14 protein-coding genes and 1 pseudogene are annotated in these 15,460 nt (G+C 57.7%); 9 read left to right on the top strand and 6 right to left on the bottom strand.

The genetic code is table 11. The features are described 5' to 3' along the window. Positions 1-20: 20 nt before the first annotated feature. Positions 21-967, bottom strand: a protein-coding gene (locus tag QA646_RS26645) for an IS630 family transposase (protein ID WP_283057968.1) whose coding sequence is annotated in 2 segments (ribosomal slippage) — positions 21-628 and positions 628-967 — 948 coding nt in all. Because the reading frame shifts where the segments join, the coding sequence is not laid out codon by codon here. 136 nt (positions 968-1,103) lie between these two features. Here QA646_RS26645 and QA646_RS26640 point away from each other — a divergent pair. Continuing rightward, a pseudogene (locus tag QA646_RS26640) lies at positions 1,104-1,196 on the top strand (hypothetical protein); the annotation flags it as partial. Positions 1,197-1,505: 309 nt separating this feature from the next. On the opposite strand, the gene QA646_RS26635 reads toward QA646_RS26640, so the two are convergent. Beyond that, on the bottom strand, positions 1,506-1,784 hold the full coding sequence (locus QA646_RS26635) for a hypothetical protein (RefSeq protein WP_349254267.1): 279 nt from the start codon (positions 1,782-1,784) through the stop codon (positions 1,506-1,508). A 158-nt stretch (positions 1,785-1,942) separates the two neighbouring features. Between QA646_RS26635 and QA646_RS26630 the strand changes: the two genes are divergently transcribed. From QA646_RS26630 to QA646_RS26615, 4 genes are all read left to right on the top strand, one after another. Further along, positions 1,943-3,733: a hypothetical protein gene (locus tag QA646_RS26630; protein WP_283059728.1), complete on the top strand. Its 1,791-nt coding sequence runs from the start codon at positions 1,943-1,945 to the stop codon at positions 3,731-3,733. Positions 3,734-3,873: 140 nt separating this feature from the next. Continuing rightward, positions 3,874-4,230 (top strand): DUF3302 domain-containing protein, encoded by a 357-nt coding sequence (locus QA646_RS26625; protein WP_283059727.1) that lies wholly within the window; start codon positions 3,874-3,876, stop codon positions 4,228-4,230. Further along, positions 4,230-5,387: an HlyD family secretion protein gene (locus tag QA646_RS26620; protein ID WP_283059726.1), complete on the top strand. Its 1,158-nt coding sequence runs from the start codon at positions 4,230-4,232 to the stop codon at positions 5,385-5,387. Before QA646_RS26625 ends, QA646_RS26620 begins: the two co-directional genes overlap by 1 nt. A gap of 235 nt (positions 5,388-5,622) precedes the next feature. Continuing rightward, the gene (locus QA646_RS26615; RefSeq protein WP_283059725.1) at positions 5,623-6,153 is read left to right on the top strand and encodes a nucleoside kinase; all 531 of its coding nucleotides are present in this window, start codon (positions 5,623-5,625) and stop codon (positions 6,151-6,153) included. Positions 6,154-6,431: 278 nt separating this feature from the next. Here the strand turns inward: QA646_RS26615 and QA646_RS26610 are convergent, their stop codons facing one another. Continuing rightward, a complete protein-coding gene (locus QA646_RS26610) occupies positions 6,432-7,382 on the bottom strand; it encodes a LysR substrate-binding domain-containing protein (protein WP_283059724.1) in 951 nt (316 codons plus the stop codon). Between the two features lie 87 nt (positions 7,383-7,469). On the opposite strand from QA646_RS26610, the gene QA646_RS26605 reads away from it, so the two are divergent. Both QA646_RS26605 and QA646_RS26600 read left to right on the top strand, forming a co-directional pair. Continuing rightward, positions 7,470-9,014: a trimethylamine methyltransferase family protein gene (locus QA646_RS26605; RefSeq protein ID WP_283059723.1), complete on the top strand. Its 1,545-nt coding sequence runs from the start codon at positions 7,470-7,472 to the stop codon at positions 9,012-9,014. Between the two features lie 238 nt (positions 9,015-9,252). Continuing rightward, positions 9,253-10,158 (top strand): hypothetical protein, encoded by a 906-nt coding sequence (locus tag QA646_RS26600; protein ID WP_283059722.1) that lies wholly within the window; start codon positions 9,253-9,255, stop codon positions 10,156-10,158. Between the two features lie 87 nt (positions 10,159-10,245). Here QA646_RS26600 and QA646_RS26595 read toward each other — a convergent pair whose 3' ends face one another. Together QA646_RS26595 and QA646_RS26590 are read right to left on the bottom strand one after the other, a co-directional pair. After that, positions 10,246-12,504, bottom strand: a complete 2,259-nt coding sequence (locus tag QA646_RS26595; protein ID WP_283059721.1) for an EAL domain-containing protein — start codon at positions 12,502-12,504, stop codon at positions 10,246-10,248. A 215-nt stretch (positions 12,505-12,719) separates the two neighbouring features. Continuing rightward, positions 12,720-13,019 carry a DUF982 domain-containing protein gene (locus tag QA646_RS26590; RefSeq protein ID WP_283059720.1) on the bottom strand — a complete coding sequence of 100 codons (300 nt, stop codon included), beginning with the start codon at positions 13,017-13,019 and terminating at the stop codon, positions 12,720-12,722. 238 nt (positions 13,020-13,257) lie between these two features. Here QA646_RS26590 and QA646_RS26585 point away from each other — a divergent pair, with 238 nt between their 5' ends. Continuing rightward, positions 13,258-13,710: an NUDIX hydrolase gene (locus QA646_RS26585; protein ID WP_283059719.1), complete on the top strand. Its 453-nt coding sequence runs from the start codon at positions 13,258-13,260 to the stop codon at positions 13,708-13,710. A gap of 17 nt (positions 13,711-13,727) precedes the next feature. Here QA646_RS26585 and QA646_RS26580 read toward each other — a convergent pair whose 3' ends face one another. Then, the gene (locus QA646_RS26580) at positions 13,728-14,414 is read right to left on the bottom strand and encodes a GntR family transcriptional regulator (RefSeq protein WP_283059718.1); all 687 of its coding nucleotides are present in this window, start codon (positions 14,412-14,414) and stop codon (positions 13,728-13,730) included. Positions 14,415-14,524: 110 nt separating this feature from the next. On the opposite strand from QA646_RS26580, the gene QA646_RS26575 reads away from it, so the two are divergent. Continuing rightward, on the top strand, positions 14,525-15,448 hold the full coding sequence (locus tag QA646_RS26575) for a transporter substrate-binding domain-containing protein (RefSeq protein WP_283059717.1): 924 nt from the start codon (positions 14,525-14,527) through the stop codon (positions 15,446-15,448). Positions 15,449-15,460: the final 12 nt, after the last annotated feature.

Genomic DNA, 15,460 nt, shown 5'->3' with positions numbered 1-15,460 from the left:
CGCTCTAGAGCGGGATGAATTTAAGCCCGGTCATAGCCAGCATTTATGAAGTAGTTTGAGCATTCTTGTGGCGCAATGGTGCGGAGGATGTCTCCAAGTACGTCGTAGATGGCCTGACGGGTCCTAGCCTGGGCTTTTCGCAACCGATGTTTGACCTTTGCGAAGAGCTGTTCGATCGGATTGAGGTCGGGAGAATATTGCGGCAGAAAGAACAAGTGGGCGCCAGCTTTGCGGATGGCGGTGCGGATCACCTTGGCTTTGTGAGAACCGAGATTATCCATCACAACAATGTCGCCGGGGTTGAGCTCCGGCACCAACACCTGTTCGACATAGATGCGGAAGCGGTCACCATTGATCGGACCGTCGAGGATGAAGGGCGCACTGACGCGGTCGATGCGCAAGGCGGCGAGGAAGGTCATGGTGTTCCAGTGACCGAAGGGAGCCTCACCGAGTAGTCGTTCGCCGCGCGGCGCCCAGCCCCTGAGCGGCGCCATATTCGTCTTTGTCCAAGTTTCGTCGATGAAAACCAGGCGGGCAGGATCGATGCGATGGCGATGCTTCAGCCAGCGAGCTCGTCGCGCGACGACATCGGCCCGTTTGCGTTCGAAGGCGACCAGCGTCTTTTTTTATAACTCAACCCTTCGTCATGCACGAAGATCCAGACGGAGCGATAGTCCACTTTCAGACCGCGCGCCTCCAGCTCGTGGACCAAGCCACGCAACGTAAAGGCGCTGCCGCGACAACGTGCGATCAGCCAGTCCCGATGCTCACCCGAAATCGCCCGTCGCTTGTGCCCACCCATCTGGCCGGGGGCTGCGCTGCCCGTCTCGCGGAAGCGTCGCACCCAGTCGATGGCGGTACTGATGCCGACGCCGAAGTGTTTGGCCGCTGCCCGGCACGAAAACCCTTCGTGCATCACAGCACCAACAACACGGTCTCGAAGATCATCCGAAAAAGGTCGCGCCATTCTGCCCGGCCTCCTTTACCGGTCAGAATAAGGAATCTGATTTGCTCACAAAACGGAATCCCAATTCCGATTCCGCCTAAATTCATCCCGCTCTAATGACAGGACCACGAGTGCTTGTGGCCGCCGCAGGAAGCAGGTGCAGGCAGCGGCGTTCGCCTCCTTCTCCAATCAGGGACAGACCCGCATGTCGACGAAGCGCATCATCCTCGTCGACGCGATTGCCGATGGCTAATAGCGCTCCTATCGATCCTCAGGCTTCGAGCTCCACCTCCGATCCTGCATCCGTCCGCACTTGCGGAGAAGCTGGTCGACTTTCAGCGGCGGCTTACCATAACAAGTATGGTTCCACAGCAGCAGATTATCCTGTTCACATTGAATCGCGGCCTCTCGAGGAATCGCGGTCTCTTGAGGCGTCCGCACTCTGAATGCGGCGCCGGGATATTCCAGGAGCTTGACGGTGGGCACACTCTCCTTCTACCGGAACATCTGCCTGCAACTTTGCTTGATTTCCTTCAAGGATATTCATTTCAACAAAGCGCTATGATTTCGGGCGCGCCGGCGTCGGCCGCAAGATCACGATCTTCGAATTGTGGATCGCATCGCGAATTTCACCGGTAAGCGCCTCGACGAGACCGGCGTACTCCTGGCGCCGTGCTTCCCGGACAGTGTCGGGCAGGCAGTCCACCCGCGTAAGTGTTTCGACGGCGACTGCAAGATCTTCGCACATGCCGCGGAAAGTCTCATCTGAGCCGAAGAGCTGTTGCACCCGCGCGACTTCATGAGGAAAGCGCACTTCGACAATTTCGAGTGCGGACAAATGCGTTGAACTATTCCTTTCCGACATCTCTCCGCCCCGCTCGTCATGATCACGTCAAGCAGACGGAGACATTATATTGTCATAATCTAAAATAGAGGCGTAATATACATGAACATACAAGGGCGGCAAGACGACCAGCACGGTCGTAGGGGGACACTATGCAGAGCGCTTGGGCAAGCGGGGACGACGCGTCCTCCCCTGACATGTGGGAGATCAGAGAGCAGCTTCAACGTATCCTTTCAAGTGAAGAGTTTTTGGCACCGGAACGGGGCCGCAGGTTTTTGGAATATATCGTCGAAGAGACGCTCGCAGGACGTGCCGACTACCTCAAGGCCTATACGATCGCACAGGAGGTTTTTGCCCGGGATGCATCGTTCGACGCGCAAAACGATCCGGTCGTCAGAATAGAAGCGGGCCGGATTCGTCGAGGCCTCGAACGCTACTATCTGGTTGCGGGGAGGGCCGACCGGATCGTCATTACCATACCGAAAGGGGCCTACATACCCTGCTTTCGGTACGCCACTGTTGCCGAGATATTGCCCGATCTGTTCGAGACGAAAGATGTCCCGGAGACAGCACCTGAAATGCAGAAGCCGATGACTGCGGCCGATCGCATGGATGGGGCACCGCCGCCCGTGTGGCTGTGGTACGCGATCGCAGCGGCAATAGCCTTGGCGATGTTTGTCGCCGTTGTCCCACCGCTCAGCGTCGTCCTCTTTTCATCGCGCGGCGCTCAAAATATCGCTCCGGTCGCGGCGGGAGTGACCGTTCCCAAGGTTCTCGTCGAATCTTTCGAAGAAATTTCAAAAGAGGGCGGGTCCGCTGACATCGCCCGCGGGCTCACGGAAGAAGTCATTGGCGAGCTTGCGAAATTCAAGGAGATCGCCGTCATCGCAAAACAACCGCCTTCCAGACCGGACGTCCGGGTGGAAGAACCGCGTTTCGCACTTCAGGGAGGTGTGCGCGTTGACGGAAACAAGCTTCGGCTGACGACCAGGCTCGTCCGCCGTTCCGATGGATCGGTGATTTGGGCGGACAATTACGATAGGGACCTTCGAGTGCAGGATATGCTGGACGTCGAGGCGGATGTCGCACAGCGGGTTGCGACGGCTGTCGCCCAGCCCTACGGCCTGATCTTCCAGGCTGACGCCGCGCGCCTGACCGAGTCTCCCCCTGACGACTGGGACGCTTACGCGTGTACCTTGTCCTATTACAACTACCGAAGCGAACTGAACCCGCAAAACCACGCGGCAGTGCAAGATTGCCTCAAGCGTACGACCGAGCGTCTTCCGACCTATGCGACCTTATGGGCATTGCTCTCTCTGACCTATCTGGACGAGGTTCGCTTCCAATACCGCCTGGACACGCCGCAATCGGGGCGTCCCTTGAAGCTGGCTCTTGAAACGGCAAAGCGTGCTGTGGATCTTGATCCTCAGAATGCACGGGCGTTGCAGGCCTTGATGCTTGCGAACTTTTTCAACGGCGACGTAGACGCCGCATTGAAGGAGGGAGCCGCCGCCTATGCGATCAATCCGAACGACACGGAAGTCTCAGGGGAATATGGTTTCAGGCTCGCCTTCTCCGGCAGGTGGGAAACGGGCTGCGAACTGATGTCGACAGCCATCAGCAGAAACCCTGGCCCCATTGGATATTATGAAGTGGGCATGGCGATGTGCGCTTATATGCGGCGTGATTACCAGGCGGCCGAACTGTGGGTCCATATGGCAGATCTCAAATATAACCCCATGTACCATCTTGTTCTGCTCGCGATTCTGGGTGCTCAGGGCAAGCTCGACGAAGCCGGTCGTGAACAGGAGTGGCTGAAATCGAACGCGCCCGTGCTGCTGGCCAATATCCGCGGGGAGGTCGCAAAGCGGCTGCAGCGGCCCTCGGATCAAGACCTTTTTCTGGCAGGTTTAAAAGGCGCCGGCATCGCGATTACACCCTGAAGCCCGGCGTTCTGCCGATGTGACGAGGGAGCGGCCAATAGACGATACGTGATGCTACAGGCGTTTGAGGTCCGGCAGCGCTACTATCTCCTCCTTGACTACGGCCGGTCGGCTCCGCCACGAGCCGAAAAGGAGGAACCGTGTTTCTCGACTATTTTGCACTTGGGGTCCTGATTTTCGTAGTGGTCACTCTGTTCTATGCGGTGATAGCGATTCATGACATCCCCCACCTGATTGCCAAGGCTCGCAATCATCCTCATCAGGATGCGATCCACGTTGCCGGATGGGTGAGCCTGTTCACCCTGCACGCCATCTGGCCGTTTCTGTTCATCTGGGCAACGCTTTACCGGGAGGACCGCGGCTGGGGAATCCAGCCCGACGGCAAGCTTTCGCGCGAAGCGGAGACAAATGAAGCGGAGACAAATGCTGAAATCGCGCGTCTTCACGCCCGGATTGCCGAGCTCGAAGCGCTCCCGCTGGAGAAGGAGAAAGTCTGATGGATCTGCTCCTGATACTCACCTATGCCGCGATCTGCTGGACAATCTTCAAGATATTCCGGATCCCGGTAAACCAATGGACACTCGCGACGGCCGTTCTGGGCGGAATCTTCCTGATCTCCGGCCTGCTGCTCATCATGAGCTACAACCATCCTTATTCCGGAGACGGACGCGTCTATTTCACCTCGGCACCTGTCATCCCGGTCGTCGGAGGCCAGGTCGTGGAAGTGCCTGTCACGCCAAACAAGCCGCTGAAGAAGGGCGACGTGCTCTTCCGCATTGATCCGCGACCTTATCAATTTGTCGTCGATCAGAAGAAGGCAGCTCTGGCCGAGGCCGAGCAGACGGTTCTTCAATTGAAGGCTGCGCTCGATGCTGCTAATGCCGCGGTCACCGGAGCTGAGGCATCACGCGACCGCTCCCTGCAGGCATTCACGAAATTCCAGCAGGCAAACGAGAATGCAAAATCCAGCGGTAGGGGCGCTGTTTATTCCGAGCTCGAGGTCGAAAATAGGCGCGGGCTCTATCTGACCGCAGAAGCGACCGCCGATACGGCACGTGCTCAAGCAACTCAGGCGAGGCTGGCCTATGAATCCGAAATCAACGGCACGAATCCAACCGTCGCCCGATTGAAGGCGGAGCTGGGTAATGCCGAATACGAACTTGACCAGACGACGGTTCGCGCCCCAAGCGACGGCTATGTGACCCAGGTCTTTCTCCGTCCGGGGATGATGGCCAATCCCTTGCCGCTGCGCCCCGTCATGGTGTTCATCAACAGCGAGGACCGTATGCTGGCGGCAGCGTTCATTCAGAACTCACTGCAACGCGTACGCGTTGGCGATGATGCGGAGGTCGCTTTCAAAGCGGTGCCCGGCAAAATATTCAAAGCGCGCGTCCAAGAGGTCATCGATGTGATGGCCCAAGGCCAGCTTCAGCCGGGAGGAGCGCTGATAGACCCGCAGGCGCCCGAGCGCGCCGCTCCAGGACAGACATTGGCCCGTATCCAATTGCTTGAGGATACCGACAAATATCAGTTGCCGGGAGGTGTTGTCGCGGAGGTTGCAGTCTATACCGAGCACTGGCATCACGTCGCCATCCTCCGAAAGGTCCTTTTGCGCATGAGCAGTTGGATGAACTACGTCTTCTTGGAGCACTAGCGGTCCTTCCCGTGGCGATATCGAATTGCCACGGGCTTACGGGCTTAAGAAAATGCGTTCTTATGTCGTAAATGCCGCCACGGTGGCTTTCGGCAGAAAGCGGGCTTCAACGTCCCTCTGCGCCGTGCAGGCCATTGGAGTTGACGCGCCGGAAATCTGTTAAAGTTCTCCGTCGCAAGGCAATAGGTTTCTCGGTCATTGCCAATCGGCGTGCGGCAAATCGAATGAGAGCGTAATGGGCGTTAGGAATTATTTGATCGAAGGCGTTTCCGGGACTGGCAAGACCTCAATCGCCACCGAACTGCAGCAGCGCGGTTACCACGCCATCCATGGTGACCGCGAGTTGGCTTATCAAGGCGATCCCGAGACGGGTGAGCCGCTGGATGGTTCTGCGCACGAGCAGAACATTCTGGATGTGGCCTTTGGGCACAAGCACCACCTTTGGGATGTCGACAGGGTCAAATCCCTTGTGGCCGATCGACGCCACCCGATCTCCTTCTTCTGCGGCGCCTCAAGGAATTTCCATCACTTTATCGATCTGTTTGACGGAGTTTTCGTTCTCGACATCGATCTGGACACCTTGAAGAGGCGGCTTGCCAGCAGACCTGAAGACGAGTTTGGCGGAAAACCAGCCGAACGAGACGTGGTGGTGCGACTGCATGCAACGAAGGAAGATCTTCCCAAGAAAGCAACGATCATTGACGCCACTGCGCCGCTCGCCTCCGTTGTCGACGATATTCTGTCGAAATGCGGAGCGGTCGATTGAGAGCTGGCTTGGGCACAAGCGCTCGTTTCGTAATGACCCTAAGAGCCCGATGATCGCTGGCGGCGCCAGCAAGATGCTTGCCGGGACTGGGAGAGCCCGACAAGTCGGGAGGGCTCGCTTGGGGTCGAAGTCATCCACTGACTGCATTCAGGAGATCGTGTCGAGAAATCACCCCGACCGGTCGTTCGCCGTCGAGGACTGTGATTTCTCCATCATGCTCCTTGGCGATTTGCAGGAGCCTCGACAACTTATCCGTTGCGAGGACGGTCGGGCCGGATTCAAAAAGATGGATTACTTCGACAGGCTGCATCACAACCAGGGATACGTCGTCCCTCCTCGACCAGCCAGTCGCGCACCCGCCTTGCCTGGGCATTGAGTTCTCTTGACCGCGGCCAGACGACGTGGAAGGCCAAGTTGGTGTGCAGGACATGCCCGCCCACCGGAACCAGCGCTTTCGATCGGATCTGCTCCTCGATAAGATGCTGCCAGCCGAGAGCCACGCCTTCGCCGGCCAGAACAGCCTGTATGACGAGCACATAATCGTTGATCGCCAGCCGCCGCGCCTGAGCGGAATATCGGACTCCCGCGCTTGTGAACCACTCCGACCAATCGCAGGCAGCTCTGACGGGTTCCTCCAGATGGATGAGGGGTAATGTCAGGAGGTCTTCAGGCCGCTCGGGAAGACCGCGCCGTTCGACAAAGCCGGCGCTTGCGACGGGAAAAACAACTTCCGGCGCCAGCATGGCGGAATGATAGCGCGGCCAGCTTGCCGGATCACCGCCGCGAACGCCGAGCGGAATCGGCTCCTCGTCTAGGTCGAGGTCCCGCACGCTGGTCTGGATACGCAGATCGATGTCCGGAAGATCGGCACGGAGACGGGCCAGACGCGGCAGCATCCACATGGAACCGAATGCGGTCGAAGCCGCCAGCGTGACATTGGCTTCCCGGCCTTTCGTTCTGATGTCCTCCGCCGACTTTTGGATGCGCGAAAGACCGACGGTGACATCCGCGTGGAAACGCTCGCCCACGTCGGTCAATTCGACACTACGATGCTCGCGATGAAAGAGGGGTATGCCAAGCTGATCTTCGAGCTTGCGCACGGCAAAAGAGACGGCGGCCTGGGTCATGCCGAGTTCTTCGGCGGCCCGACTAAAATTTTGATGCCTTCCTGCTGCTTCGAAGATGATCAGGCTGGAGGCAGACGGCAAAAGTCTTCTGAAGGTTTGCATAAACAGAGCTTATACAAAAGCCAAGTTTTTTCCAGCGTTACAAAGCTTCAAAGTCGTTTAGCCTCTACTTCGATTATGGAGGCGGAAATGACCGAGGCAATTGAAGAGAGTGCTGGCAGACGTGGACGCAGTGGGCGATCCGCCCGACGCGACGGCATGGGGAAGGTTCATGTTCCCTATATCGTCCGCAACATCCCGACCTATGACATCCTCTCGGAAGAGAACCTCCAAAAGATCGAACGTATCGCGGACCGCATTCTGGCAGAAATCGGAATAGAATTTCGCGACGATCCGGTTGCTGTCGAACACTGGAAGAAGGCTGGGGCCAAGGTGGACGGCGTGCGCGTTCGCTTCGAACCGGGAATGCTTCACGAGATTGTCTCTTCTGCCCCGAGCGTCTTCACCCAGCACGCCCGCAATCCGGCGAACAGCGTGCAGATCGGGGGAGGCAATGTGGTCTTCTCGCCGGCCTACGGTTCGCCTTTCGTCATGGATCTGGATAAAGGCCGTCGGTACGGGACCATCGAAGACTTTCGCAATTTCATCAAGCTCGCTCAAGCAAGCCCATGGCTGCACCATTCCGGCGGCACGATCTGCGAGCCGGTCGACGTGCCGGTGAACAAACGTCACCTCGATATGGTCTACAGCCACATCAAATATTCCGACCGCCCGTTCATGGGATCGGTGACGGCGGAGGAGCGTGCCGAGGATTCGATCGAGATGACGCGGATCCTCTTCGGCGCGGACTTCGTCGACCAGAACTGCGTCATCCTGGGCAACGTCAATGTGAACTCGCCACTTGTCTGGGACGGCACCATGACAAGATCGCTGCGGGCCTATGCCCGTGCCAACCAAGCGGCCGTCATCGTGCCGTTCATCCTCGGTGGCGCGATGGGGCCTGTCACGAACGCGGGGGCTATCGCTCAATCCTATGCGGAAACGCTCGCAGGCTGCGCTCTGACGCAGCTCGAACGCAAAGGCGCGCCGGTTATCTTCGGCAATTTCCTGTCGTCCATGTCGCTGCGATCGGGATCGCCCACCTTCGGCACCCCTGAACCGGCCATCGGCTCGATGGTGATCGGGCAGCTTGCACGGCGGCTGAAGCTGCCTTTGCGCTGCGCGGGCAACTTCTCCAACTCCAAACTCCCCGACGGTCAGGCCATGCAGGAGGGGCTGATGTCCATGCTGTCGGCCATTCACTGCGGAGCGAATTTCATCCTGCACTCTGCCGGCTTCCTCGATGGTCTGCTGTCCATGTCTTACGAAAAATTCGTAATGGACGCAGATCTCTGCGGCGCGCTCCATTCCTATCTCGCCGGCGTCACCGTCGATGACAACACGCTGGCCTTCGACGCGTTCGAAGAAGTGGGTCCCGGCAGCCATTTCCTCGGCTCCGCCCACACGATGCGAAACTATCAGACCGCCTTTTGGCAAACGACGCTGTCGGACAATGAGCCTTTCGAGAAGTGGAGCGAGGAGGGCGGATCGACCGACATTGCGACGCGCGCCAACCGCCAATGGAAAAGGACGCTCGCAGACTACGAAGCGCCACCTCTCGACGTTGCGCTTGATGAGGCCCTGTGTGATTTTGTAGGCAGACGCAAGTCGTCGATGGCCGATAGCTGGTACTGAGGGAGAAAGGTGCTGATAACAAGAGCCTTGGAGGCCCTTGTTTCATTCTGAGCCCGGTTCCGCCTACGTGCTGTCTGCTGTCGGGTGCTGGCGGAGTGAATGGGAGCATTCCATCTCGCCCGTCGAGCAGCTTTGCATCACCTTCCGGGAGATCGGCCAAAGGTGTGCAGGTTTCATGAACCGCAACCTGCGTCAACGCGTTCATCGTTGAAGTGGCGGCGAATGCAGCACGACGAACATGAAGAGCGGCGAAGAGAAAAGCACCAAAACGGACGATCGGCCCGGCGCGACGGCAACCTTCCCCTACGACCGGATGACGGTCGAACGGTTCCGCAAAAGCTTTCCGCGTGCCCGTTGGAGCGACGATCTGAAAGCCTGGTTCGTTCCGGGAAAGACGGCGTCCCGGCGCTTCGACCGCTGGCTGGAGCGCGAAGCCGCTGCCGCGGATGCCTATGCCGACATCAAGGGCCGTGACGCCTACGCTTTCGACCCGATTCTTTCGAAGTATCTTCTCGTGCAGGACGATCGTCTGGAGGTGAGAACGCCTTACTCTCGCACAGTCGTCGATGAGATGCGGGAAGTGCCATTTGCCTCGTGGGACGCGGACAACCGGGTTTGGAGCATTCCTTATCGATCCTATGAAGACTTGCGTCGACGCTGGGGCCGGATCGAGGCCGCCGCCAGGCGCAATGAGCCTGAGGAGCGTAAGCGGCGGCAGGCGGAGAGACGTGGATCCGAGGAAGAACGAGCATCGCGTGCCCGTGCGGCTGAACGTCGCCGCCGGCGCCATCCTTTGAGGCCGGATCAACTTCCGCCCCTTGATCGCCCCGTGATGACGCGAGCCTACGGCATCGTCGTGTTCACAGGCTTCGACGGAGAACTCGTTGAGCCGGAAACCCTTCGCTCTTTCTACGCTGGTTTTCCTCAGAACGACGATTACATCTGGGGACGCTGGCGTCCGGGTACCTTCGATGAGCTCGTGAAAACCTGGCCGTCTCGGCCGAGTTCACAGCCGGACAACGACGCCCTTTGGTGGCAGCCGACGCTCGCCGAGCTGCGGGTGGCGCGGAAATCAGCTCGTGCACTGGAGCGCCGGCGAACCGGGACCGACTCGACGGCGCATCTGAGGAATGCAGCGAGTTGACGGAGCAATCGTTGTCCCCCAGCCGGTACTCCCGTCCCCGAAAGCCGCCTGCTCCAGAGGCTGCGGCAGGGAAACACAGCATAGCTACTACCCTGCTATTGTAAGCCCTTCATCCTTCACACGGCAAAATTCGATCAATTGTTTCGAGGTCATTGGCCGTGCCAGAGCGTAGCCTTGCAGCAAATGGCAACCAAGATCTTTCAGGATCTTCGCATGCTCCATTGTCTCCACGCCTTCGGCAACGATGTCGATGTTCTGTGAGCGGCCGATTTCGATGATCGAGGAAACCAGACGGCGTTGAGATGGAGATGTGACAATCGGGTTGATAATTTCGCGATCGATCTTAAGCCTTCGTGGCTCAAATCTCAGCAGACTGACGATACTGGCATGTCCGGTGCCGAAATCATCGATCTCGATTTCAATACCAAGCTCTTTGAGAGCTGGAATTATCTCATTGAGAACAGGCTGGAGGTCGTCGAAGGAGATCGTCTCAAGCAGCTCGAAACACAGTCGGCCCTTCGCTACAGGAAGCGCTGACAGCTCCGCAAGCAGATTTGCCTCCGCCAGCCGACGCGCCGAAATATTGACTGAGACACGCGGGATGCGCATTCCCAGGCTGTCCCATCTTGTAAGCTCGAATAGGGCCTTTTGCAGAATCAGCTTATCCATGTCGCCGGAACGCCCCAGACTTTCCGCGACATTAAGAAATTTGTCGGGGCCGAGCAGACCCTTTCGCGGATGATCCCAGCGGGCAAGCGTCTCGACGCCGGCGATCTCCAACGTGTCTGCATTAAACTGCGGCTGGAAGAATGCCACCAGTTCGTCGCGGTCGAGTGCGTGATTGAATTCGTCCGCCAATTCTTTCGAATGGATTGCCGCGATGCGAAGCTCTTCGGTGAAAGTGGCGGCGCGGCCGCGGCCCGCCTTCTTCGCCTCGTACAGAGCCAAATCGGCATTGAGAAGCAGTTGGCCAAGGTCCCGCCCGCCAGAACATTCGATTTCCCAGGCGACGCCAACGCTTGCACTGATCACACACTCCGAACCATCGATGAAGAGGGTCTGTTCGAGCGCATCGACGATCTGTTGGGCTAACATATGTGCTTTAGGTTCGGGATTGGAACTCCAGCTAGCGAAGATGAACTCATCTCCGCCGATCCGAGCCGCCACGTCGTTTGGACCGGTCAAGTTGGCAAGGCGCGATGCCGTTGACTGTAGGACCGTGTCACCCCCGGCATGTCCCTTCGTGTCGTTGATCTCTTTGAAGCGGTCCAGGTCGATATGAATGAGTATCAGACAATCGTTCGGACCGGGTCTCGGCGGTTGCGAGATCATCTGGTCGACAAATCGCCTGTTAGGAAGCCCCGTCAGCGCGTCATGCAACGACAGGTATTCCAGCCTTTGCCGTGCCCGGACAAGCTTTTTCTTGTGAAGGCGGAGCTTTTCAATGGTTCTCTGGCGTGATTTGGTCAGAAAGCCGACCCAGACAATCGGCGCAACGACGCATAGAGACAGCAGGCTCGCATAGAGCTCAAAAATGCCTATGCCGTTGTTTTGGCCCCATCCGCCCTTAGGCACGGCGGCGAGGGTCCATCGGCCGTACGTCATATCAACGGATGCCACGACCGGTTGCTTCGAAAAAGTGTTCAGGTCGCCGAGAAAAACCTGCTTGGGCAAGTTCGGCTCCGGTACGGTGCTGACGGCAATCTCAAGGTCGGTCGATTCAAGGCCGCTGTCCTGATAGAGCCTTGGTATGTCTATGACTCCGGACAGAAGACCCCAAAAGATCTGGCTTGTTCCGTCATTCATATAAACCGGACACCTGACCACGAAAGCAACTCCACCCTGGACAAGCTCTACCGGGCCTGTCAGGACGATATTGTGGGTGTTGCGCGCCAGCATCGCATCATTGCGTTGTTTTACGTTCGTCCGGTAGTCGAGCCCGATCGCCTTTTCGTTTCCTTTTTCCGGATAAACCCATTTGACCACCATGCCGGGCGCCGCGGCGAAGCTTCGCAATTGTGAATCGGGTTGCAAGATCTGCGCGGCAAGCTTGGAAAAAGCGTTTTGGTCCATCGCCGGATTGACCGATATACCGGCCGCGAGACCTTGCAACAGCTTCACATTGCTGTTGAGATTAGTCTGAAGCCGCGATGATATGGTGGCAAGTTCGCTGGCAACAACCGAGCGTTCATCGGCCAGCGATCGCTCCAGCCGCCAGTTCGTCGCAACCCAGACGACGATGACTGCAATGGTCGCCGCAAATATTGCCGGAGCAAATGCGGTAGCATGGCCTATTGCAGAGTTCGCGAAGCCACTTAATATTTTTGAATTTCTTCGAAACTTCATCAGGTTGCCGGTATAGAGGACAGGCCTGCATCCTTACACAGCTTCTTTAAAGCAACGCTAAACTCACCCAGCCAATCGACGATCGAGGAAAGCTGTCTATTCTTCCTGGAGCGCGGCGCCGAATATCGCTGTTTTTTGATATCGGCTGCTCGTCTTATTATTCGAAGGAATTCATCCCAATTCTGGGACAATAGCTACTGAATCGGCGTGCTATCTCAGAATGCCGCTTTGGGTGGTTCGATAACAAAATCTGGAATGAAATATCCGAGCTTCATGTATATGCAGCTTTCGTGCGCCGCCACGATAAAGGCATCCCTGGCAAGCTCAGGGGTGGATTTGCCATCGACTGCAGCGCGACAGATCATCAATGCATCCCGGTAAAACCGATCTTCTTCGGCGGGCCAATCTGTCAACAGACAATCGAGTGCTTCCAAACTGCTCCTGATCGTTCGAAACTCGCCGATCCGGTGTAGCTCAAGGCTTACGGGCTCTTGCCATGTTCCATTCGTCAACATGATCTACCTCGAGCGTTAAACGGAGCGAAAGGCATCCTTGTTCCCGTGGCAGCTGCGTGTTGGGCCGTTTTCGATCCTAAAAACCGACAGATTGCGCAAGGGATCGCAGAAAACCTGTTGGCTGAGTGTTGGCGGGAAGGCTGCAGATGCGTCGGCGAAGAACTACCGTTCGACGGTAGACACAAACATCCTCAGCCGCTACGGTCCGGCCGCCGTCAAACGCTGAGGACATGATGCGATGCTGCAGGAGGCTTCGGAAAGATCGTCGAAGCGCGTGCCAGGCACGTTGGCTGACATAGATGTCGAGCAGGCGGGGGCGGTCTGCCTACGCCGCACGAATAGGGGTGCAGTGCAGGTTCTTCTTGTCAGCAGCAAGCGCAATGGGCACTGGGGACTTCCTAAAGGTCATATTGAACCTGGCGAGACCTCGAGTGTCACCGCCGAGCGCGAGGCGTTTGAGGAGGCCGGTGCACGTGGCATTGTGACAGAAGAGCCATTTGGATCCTTCACCTACGTCAAAGACAACAACCTCCGCCGATATAGGGTGACGGCTCACCTCATCGAGGTTCAGTCTATGGCAAGGTCTTATCCGGAAAAAGGCACTCGCAAGCTACGATGGTTCTCCTTGGACGACGCTGTCGCGGAGGCCGGCCAACCCGGTCTGCGAATGCTTCTGCAGAAGTTGCGGTGAAATCTGGCGGGTGACCGTCAGATGACTTTGCGGACTTCCTGCTCGAAACTTAGGACGTGATGCAATGCGATCTGTTCCGCGGTTTCGGCATCTCCACGGCAGACGGCTTCAAGCATCAGTATCTGCTCCTGCACGACTTTATCGAGTTCCGGCGACAGTTCCGGAAATCGCCGCATGGCGACATGGAGAATCCGGAGCGAGAGGTTGTGGTAATGGTCGAGCGTATCGAACAGATAGCGGTTCTTGGCGCTTCGATAGATAAAGCGGTGGATACGCCGGTCCAGCGCGAGCAGGGCGTCAAGTTCCGAGGGCAGGGAAAGAGCCTTCAGCGCCTCGATCAGCTCGCCGGCTTCACGGCGTTCCGGCTCACGCAAACGTTCCGCGGCTAATCGCGTCGCCCAGGATTCGATCCGCGCCCTGGCCTCGTAGATTGCGGTAAGATCGCTGATGTCGATCCTGCTGACGAATGTACCCCGGCGCGCATTGACGTCCACGAAGCCGTCCCGCTGGAGCCGGAGCAGCGCCTCGCGTACGGGCGTGCGGCCTACGTCCAGGCGGCGCATGATCTCGTTCTCACGCAGAACGGTACCAGGCGGCAATTGTACCGTGATGATGTCTTCGCGAAGCTGCAAATAGGTGCGTTCAGCCAGCGTCAACCCCGCGTCTGGGTCATCCAGCATTTCTTCCGACATCCAAGCGTCCATTCACTGTCTCCAGCGTCAGAGCGATTCGGTCCGCCTGCTGCGGAATCACTTGACAATGCATTTATGTAATATACGCTGTAATATATTACAAATATATTGGAGGGTGAGCAATGAACGGCAATGGCATTTTCTCGCATTCCCCATTCAAACACGGCCTCGTGGCAATCCTGGGCTTTGCAATCGGAATACTGGCCAGTTCCCAGATGGCGCAGGCTGAAGACTTGGAAACGCTGAAACCAGGCGTGCTCAAGGTCGCGATCGAACCCTACATGCCGTACACGGCGCTGAAGGACGAAAAACTTGTCGGCCTCGACAGCGACATCCTCGATGCGGTCGCCAAGAAGCTTGGTCTCAAGATCGAGACCATGGTGACCGATTTCCCGGGCATGCTGGCCTCCGTGCAGTCGCAGCGTGCAGACATTACGATCGGAGGCATTGCCTGGTCCGACGCGCGTCAGAAGGTGGGATTGTTTACCGATCCTCCTTACTATTCGCCGCCAGCCATGGCCGTACATGGCTCTGCTGCCTATCCCGACGTGAAAAGTCTCGAAGGCAAGACACTCGGCACGGTCACTGGATATGTCTGGGCCAAGTCGATCGCCGAAGTTCCGAAGGCGACCGCGCGCACTTTCCCGACGGCCGATAGCGTCTTTGAAGACCTGTCTTCGGGAAGGCTTGATGTCGGCTTCCTCGATCCGCTGCTGATCATCTATCAGCAGCAGCAGCGGCCCGACATGAAGTTCCAGGTCGCCTACCTAAGTGCTCCGAGCGCGGAGCAGGTCGAAGCCCATCCGGACTATAAATATTTCAAGCCGTATATGACCGGGTTCTATCTGCCCAAACAGGCCCCGAAGCTCGCCAAGGCGATCTCCGATGGGATCGATGCCATGTACAAGGACGGCTCGCTTGCCGCACTTGTGACCAAATGGGGAGGCGATCCAAAGCAATTCCTGGTTCCTTCACCGGAAATGGCAGCCGAGCGCCGTGGGGTCGACCGTCCCGAGACCTGGTCGCCTCCATCGAGCACCGAATAAGCGCAGGAGGTC

This window comes from Rhizobium sp. CB3090, from assembly GCF_029714285.1.
In the GTDB taxonomy this organism is placed as follows: domain Bacteria; phylum Pseudomonadota; class Alphaproteobacteria; order Rhizobiales; family Rhizobiaceae; genus Rhizobium.
This window is presented reverse-complemented; position numbering and strand designations above follow the sequence as displayed.